7 protein-coding genes are annotated in these 6,304 nt (G+C 38.3%); 3 read left to right on the top strand and 4 right to left on the bottom strand.

Features of this window, described 5'->3' with window-relative positions:
• The 3 genes from ACTHJT_RS12560 to ACTHJT_RS12550 all read right to left on the bottom strand — a co-directional run.
• Window positions 1-851 (bottom strand): DUF4401 domain-containing protein (locus tag ACTHJT_RS12560; RefSeq protein WP_440238682.1); only part of this gene is annotated, 851 nt, incomplete at its 3' end.
• On the bottom strand, window positions 844-1,800 hold the full coding sequence (locus ACTHJT_RS12555; protein ID WP_440238680.1) for a DUF2157 domain-containing protein: 957 nt from the start codon (window positions 1,798-1,800) through the stop codon (window positions 844-846). The genes ACTHJT_RS12555 and ACTHJT_RS12560, both read right to left, overlap by 8 nt.
• Before the next feature lie 157 nt (window positions 1,801-1,957).
• Window positions 1,958-2,566 carry a PAS domain-containing protein gene (locus ACTHJT_RS12550; RefSeq protein ID WP_440238678.1) on the bottom strand — a complete coding sequence of 203 codons (609 nt, stop codon included), beginning with the start codon at window positions 2,564-2,566 and terminating at the stop codon, window positions 1,958-1,960.
• Between the two features lie 310 nt (window positions 2,567-2,876).
• Between ACTHJT_RS12550 and ACTHJT_RS12545 the strand changes: the two genes are divergently transcribed.
• From ACTHJT_RS12545 to ACTHJT_RS12535, 3 genes are all read left to right on the top strand, one after another.
• Window positions 2,877-3,554, top strand: coding sequence for a response regulator transcription factor (locus ACTHJT_RS12545; RefSeq protein WP_440238676.1), 678 nt, complete (start codon window positions 2,877-2,879; stop codon window positions 3,552-3,554).
• Window positions 3,551-4,810 carry a sensor histidine kinase gene (locus ACTHJT_RS12540; protein ID WP_440238674.1) on the top strand — a complete coding sequence of 420 codons (1,260 nt, stop codon included), beginning with the start codon at window positions 3,551-3,553 and terminating at the stop codon, window positions 4,808-4,810. Before ACTHJT_RS12545 ends, ACTHJT_RS12540 begins: the two co-directional genes overlap by 4 nt.
• A 194-nt stretch (window positions 4,811-5,004) precedes the next feature.
• Window positions 5,005-5,442: a PepSY-like domain-containing protein gene (locus tag ACTHJT_RS12535; protein ID WP_440238672.1), complete on the top strand. Its 438-nt coding sequence runs from the start codon at window positions 5,005-5,007 to the stop codon at window positions 5,440-5,442.
• A 61-nt stretch (window positions 5,443-5,503) separates the two neighbouring features.
• Here ACTHJT_RS12535 and ACTHJT_RS12530 read toward each other — a convergent pair whose 3' ends face one another.
• Complete coding sequence (locus ACTHJT_RS12530; protein WP_440238670.1) at window positions 5,504-6,019, bottom strand: RDD family protein; 516 nt, start codon at window positions 6,017-6,019, stop codon at window positions 5,504-5,506.
• Window positions 6,020-6,304 lie beyond the last annotated feature (285 nt).

Here is a 6,304-nt window from a genome sequence, read left to right as displayed (position 1 = left end):
ATCAATAAAATCAATACGCCAGTATAAACAAAAACTTTCTGGACTACATTGTTTTTGATCGGATACAACAATGTTATTTTTGAAACGGTGTAAATAACACTCATGATAATTGCTGAAGACGAGATCCAGGAATAATCCGGCATTTCTTCTTCCGTTGAATAATAAAAATTCTGCATCGCTATAATAAGTGTCACTACAATAAAACAACAAACCAGCGACAGATACAGCGGTTGATATAATTTTGAAAATTTTCGCAGCCAGGTGATCAGCAACGCTTCATGCAACGAAACAACTATGAGTGCTATTGTCAGAAATAGTAAATAGAAATGCATCGATATATAAAACGCGTTGTTCAGATTTAAGAGAACACCTATACCGCCGAATATAATTCCGAAGGAAAGCAGAGAAAGTAAAAAGCTCTGGTTTACAAAAAGTACGCCAGTTGCTGCAGCCATCAGTGCCAGACAAATGACATTTTCATCGATGTTCATTTTGTCCATGGCCATACCTACCATGCAGAAACCAATAGCAAATGCTGACACGCAGATTGTATCAATAATTGGTTTGTTATAAAATTTGTTCAACGCCAGCGCACCAGCAATAAACAATATACCGAAGATAAACAATCCTACTTCTGAATTATATAATCCTGCGATCCCTAAAAAACCCAGAAATGCCAGCGTAGCTAAAAATCCGCCGAGTACAGATAAAGCAGTTATGGACAGCGTCGTTTTATTGGCGGCCTGTTCAACGGTTTCTGCAATGATTGTCTGCTCATTAATTTCGAATGATTCTCCTTCTGATTCTTTAAACCGGTTGATCAGTTCTGATATGGATGTTCCTTTACTCATGTGACCAGGTTTTATGAAGTGAAATCAAGCCTTTTATAACACCGGTAACACTGCCGATGATAAATATGAAGATAAAGAAAAATGTTTCGGAGCCACTGCCCGCATTAATAATCAATGCTGATAGGATGATGATTGAACTAAAAGCAATTACCGCCAGATAAAAAATACTTTTTTTGTTGAGTGCATAATAAACACCCAATCCGTAAACCAGCAAAACAGACAGTAGTACAATGTATAAATCACCTTCATCATAATCGATGATTTCAATGGTTGAGCCTACTGTTGCAAAGAATGCAGCGGCAAAAGCCAGGCTATTTATAAACCATACCGGGATATGAAGATTGTTTTTAATTTTCTGCAACATTACTGTAGCTGCCAGCACCGATGTGTTTAAGCAGAAATGGATAAGAAATACCATGCGTTCTTCCCAATGGTCTGCAACCTGTTCGGCATAAAAAAAGAGTGTTGTATTAATCAGTACTATATAAATAAGCCATAGCGGTGCAAAATCCGATACCAGCACACACACCGTAATAAAAACAGTCCACCCCAGAAAGAAATCATAGGCATTTGCACCAGTCTGATAAATCTGTCCAAATACGGCAAACAATACACCCACCAGTACGCATGCTACGGTAAGCATAATGCTTCTGATCGTTTCATTGAATTTCGAAATGAAAATACATGCACCGGCAATAACAAATGCGGCTTCTGCCAGGCCCAGCTTGGCAAACTTATGCAGGCCTTCCCAGTTATAGGCAAAGAAAAAGACAATGCCTGCTACTGTAAAACCTGCACCCAGGGTCAGCAGAAAGATCTTTAAAAAACTGTTCCACTCCGGTTTACCGGCATAAACATGGTCTGTAAGGAATTGCTGAACGGTTTTTTCTTTGAGGTTACTATGTCTGTTTACCCGGTAGATATTCTCCCGGTTGGTATTGTTTATCATCAGGGGTTAAAAATTATTGTAACGTATTTTATATAAGATGAAATTGCCGAATAAAGTAACGGGATTCCGGCATAAAAGTTTTGTCGGGAAGGCGGATTGAAAAAATAAATTATTGTCGCGGATATAAAAGGGCTCCCAATTAAGCCAGTGTATATGTTTATTCGTTTTTTACCTGATCCTGCAGGTCGTTTAAAAAGACCGTAAGTTCTTTTGTAAATAAGTCCAGTGAGCGCAGGGAATCTTTCATATACCGGGTTATCTGCTTCAGATCTTCATGAGAATTAAATTCATGTTCAAGCAGGTTTGACATGCCGATGATCTGCGTAATTGGCTGGCGGACTTTATGTGAGGTCATAAACAACATCTTCTCCAGGCCATAGACGTATTCTGCTTTTTTCTCTTCCGATTTTTTGCGCTCAGAAATATCGATGGAAAGAATGAATAATCCTTCGGGAACTGGCTGTATGCGCAATTCAAACCAGCCTTTAGAACCATCCGGGTAGGTAAATTCATTTTCAAAAAATTCCGGCACACGTTCCTTCATGCATATTTTAAGGATATCGAACAGTGGTGTCTTTTCAATGCCGGGATATTTTTCCATCATGGTAAATCCAAGCAACTCTTCTTTTTTGTATTTGCTGTGTTTTACTACAGCCTCATTCACATATAAATAGCGCCAGTCAAAACTTATGAGCTGAAAGCCTTCCATGAGGTTGTCGAGTGTCGTTTCTTCGTTTTGCTGTTCGTGCAGTTTTTCCTTCATCATTCACCAAATGTTTTGTAAAACATCAATCCGGCTATCCGTAGGTCGCAGGGTAAAAGTATATTACAGACCATTATTCTGAACGTATACTTTTTTACACAACAACACTGACCAAAAAATCAGGTCTAAAAATAGCTGGTTTACAGATTCAAATTACTTATTATTTTTTTATATATTAAATAATGCCCTTGTTTTGCATGATCCGATGGTTTTAATTCATCCTTTTGAAGGGATATTTCAAAAATCTGATTGTGTTTGTTTACATGCGTTACATATTCCCGATTCTTTACAGATTTATAGCTTTACTTGAAGTATGAAAATACTGGTGATAGAAGATGAAACGGCGATGCAGGAAGTGATCCGGGAGACTCTTGAGAAAGAATACTATTTGGTTGAATCAGCAACGGATTTTGAAAGCGCGCTGGACAAGATCGTTTCTTACGAGTACGACTGTATCCTGCTGGACATCATGCTTCCCGGAGGCAGCGGCCTGGATCTGCTGAAAGAAATGAAAGCGCTGGACAAAGCCTCTAACGTAATTATTCTTTCCGCAAAAGATTCCATTGATGATAAAGTTGCCGGACTCAACCTGGGCGCCGACGATTATCTGATCAAACCTTTTCATATTGCGGAGCTGACCGCACGCGTAAAATCTATTTTAAGAAGAAAAACCCTGCATGGAAAAAATGAGCTTGCTCTTAACAATGTGCGGATACAGTTTGATGATCGTGCAGTATACATCGGCAACGAATTGCTCATGCTGAACAGAAAAGAATTTGATGTGCTTGCTTATTTCATGGTGAACAAAAACAGACTCATTAATAAGGCGTCGCTGGCCGAACATGTATGGGGCGATTTCAGCGACCAGGCCGATGATTTTGAATTCATTTATTCGCAGATCAAAAACCTGCGTAAAAAACTCAAGGACCATAACGCTGCCATTGAAATACAGGCTGTATACGGCATCGGATATAAGCTTCATGTTTTATGAAACTACACAACTATACGCTTTTATATATTTCCGTAGCCTTGTTCTTTATCATAAGTATCTGGGCCGCCATTTTTTATGTAGAGATGCTGGATGAAGTATATGACAGCATCGACGACAACCTTAAAAATCATAAATTACTGATTGTACAGAAAGCCGCACAAGACAGTACCATCCTCGAGAAAGTGCATTTTGACGAAAGTAATTATTCCATTCATAAAATAACTTCTGGGCCAACACATAAAATAAAAGACGTATATAAAGATACGCTCATGTATATGCAGCATGAAGATGACCTTGAGCCGGTGCGTTTATTGAAAACCGTTTTCACCCTTAATAAACATGATTATTATGAACTGCGCATTATATCCTCTACGGTTGAAGAAGATGACCTGATCGAAGATCTTTTCTATTCCCTGGTATGGTTATATGCTGTACTGCTCATAAGTGTGTTCCTTGTAAACACGTTCCTGCTGAAAAAAATCTGGAGGCCGTTTTATCAACTGATTCATCAACTGGAACATTTTTCATTAAGCTCAACGGCTTATGTTCCTGTAAAAACAAACGTTGATGAGTTTAAGCTCTTAAACACTACTGTTGATAGCCTGCTGAAAAAAAATGCTGAATTGTTTATCAGTCAGAAACAATTTATAGAAAATGCGGCTCACGAATTGCAAACACCTCTTGCCATCAGCATCAATAAACTGGAGTTGCTTACCGAAAAAAATAACCTTACAGAAGCAGAGTTGTATACACTTGCATCGGTTATTGAAAATCTGCAGCGGCTTACGCGGCTGAATAAATCTTTGTTGCTTTTGTCTAAAATTGAGAACAAACAATTTTACCAAGAAGCAATAGTTTCCCTCTCCTCCATTTGCCGGCGCTTGCACGATGATCTATCCGACCTGGCAACATACAAAAATGTAGCTGTTGAATTTGAAAATGCCGGAGAGCTCACCGTAAAAATGAACAAAGACCTGGCTGACATGCTGCTGAGCAATTTGGTTAAGAATGCTGTAACACATACGCCGGCAGGAGGTTTAGTACATATCCGTTGCGATAAACAAACGCTGATTATTGAAAACAGCGGCACAAAGGCGCTGGACCCGCAGCAAATTTTCAAACGTTTTTATAAAAATTCAGGCGAAACACATTCAACCGGCCTGGGCCTGGCTATTGTAAAAGCCATTACCGATAAATACGGATTTGCGTTGAGTTATTCGTTTGATGGGAAGCATGTTTTCCGGATCCGGTTTTAACGTTCCTTCTAACCTGACAACAAAATCAACCTGTTGTTGTGCCAACGGCCAACAACCCGAAATGTAAAGGTCTTTCACACCTTGCGATCCTGCCGCGGCGAAACAGTTAAGATAAAATTCTTTAATGCATCTTTCATTCCCGATTCTTTCCTGTTTTGCTTTTTTACTTTACATAAACCAAACATCATACGTTTATGAAAAATTTATCAATCGCATTATTAATCCTGAGCAGTGGCTGCATTTCATACGCACAGGAGGTTGCTCCGCAGGATGTTCCCGCAGTGGTTGTAACAGCTTTCCAGCAAAAGTTTCCGCAGCAGGCTGTAGAAGAGTGGGAATTGAAAAAGGGTTTATACGAAGCTGAATTTGAGATCAGCAACATGGACCACACCGTTTACATCGACAGCACCGGAAAGATTGTAAAACACAAACAGGAAATTCCAGTAAGCGAATTGCCTGCAGCTGTTACTGCATCGATCCAAAAAAGTTTCAACGGCTACAAAACCGAAGAAGCTAAAAAGGTTGAAGCCGGTTCAGTAGTAACGTATAAAGTTGAACTGGAAAAAGGCGAAGAGGAACGCAAGGTGACTTTTGCAGCAGATGGAAAAATTATTGAGAACAAAGCGGATTAAAGAAAAAGCGAAACGGATGGTATAATCCGTTTCGCTTTTCTTAACAAACTGTTTGAATAAATTACAATCTGTTTTTATTTGATTTGATTTTTATCACTCTCGTGTCTGTCCAGTAATCATGCGGACAATATTCGCCTAATAAAAAGGCCAGGCTTGCAAAAGGTACGCGTCTGGAAAGAGTTCTTAAAACTCCCTGGCTGAATGATATTCTTTCTCCCTTGATTGTTATAACCTTTGAGCCTGTTAAAATCTTTGCAGGAGTAAAACCAAAAAGCGTTTCATAAAATACATAATACATAAGGGCGCAAATAAAAAAAACAATATATGTTGTAGATGCGTATCCGATGGCATGCTGCAATTGAATCTGTATGTTTGTTGTTAATACGGAATTGACAACAAAAGAACATGTGATCAGGCATAACACAGAATCTATGATCAAATGGACGAAGCGTTGAATTTTTGGTGTATCTGAAAGATTTAACAAATCAATTTTGCCTTTATGATCTGTTTCATGGTCTACAGCCAATACTTTTATAGCATGATAAATCAGATAGGTCCATACTACGCGGTTTATCATGAAATATAGTGTTCTGGGCCATAAGTATGTATCGTTTTTTATGTGCTCATAATAGATCAGGTTAACAGGTATTATAAAAACGATCAATATAACCGTTTGCAGTAAAAAAAGTGCAAAAACAGAATTTCAGTATTTTCGATTTTTTTCCTCTTGAAAAGCCGTAAACTATTCCGCTTAAAAAAAGAAAAATATAAAAGGCCGCATTTAAATAATTGAAAATTGCATTATTACTGAAATTATATTCTTCCAGAGATATGCCGAAAAATATATTATTTGAATACGAAA

The organism is Cytophaga sp. (assembly GCF_051961495.1).
Lineage (GTDB): Bacteria > Bacteroidota > Bacteroidia > Cytophagales > Cytophagaceae > Cytophaga.
The sequence above is the reverse complement of the archived record's forward strand: the minus strand, read 5'-3'. Positions and strand labels throughout refer to the sequence as shown.

Coding starts and splice junctions, on each gene's coding strand:
- ACTHJT_RS12555 (WP_440238680.1), bottom strand. CDS start 1,800: ATGATAAACAATACCAACCGGGAGAATATCTACCGGGTAAACAGACAT.
- ACTHJT_RS12550 (WP_440238678.1), bottom strand. CDS start 2,566: ATGATGAAGGAAAAACTGCACGAACAGCAAAACGAAGAAACGACACTC.
- ACTHJT_RS12545 (WP_440238676.1), top strand. CDS start 2,877: ATGAAAATACTGGTGATAGAAGATGAAACGGCGATGCAGGAAGTGATC.
- ACTHJT_RS12540 (WP_440238674.1), top strand. CDS start 3,551: ATGAAACTACACAACTATACGCTTTTATATATTTCCGTAGCCTTGTTC.
- ACTHJT_RS12535 (WP_440238672.1), top strand. CDS start 5,005: ATGAAAAATTTATCAATCGCATTATTAATCCTGAGCAGTGGCTGCATT.
- ACTHJT_RS12530 (WP_440238670.1), bottom strand. CDS start 6,019: ATGATAAACCGCGTAGTATGGACCTATCTGATTTATCATGCTATAAAA.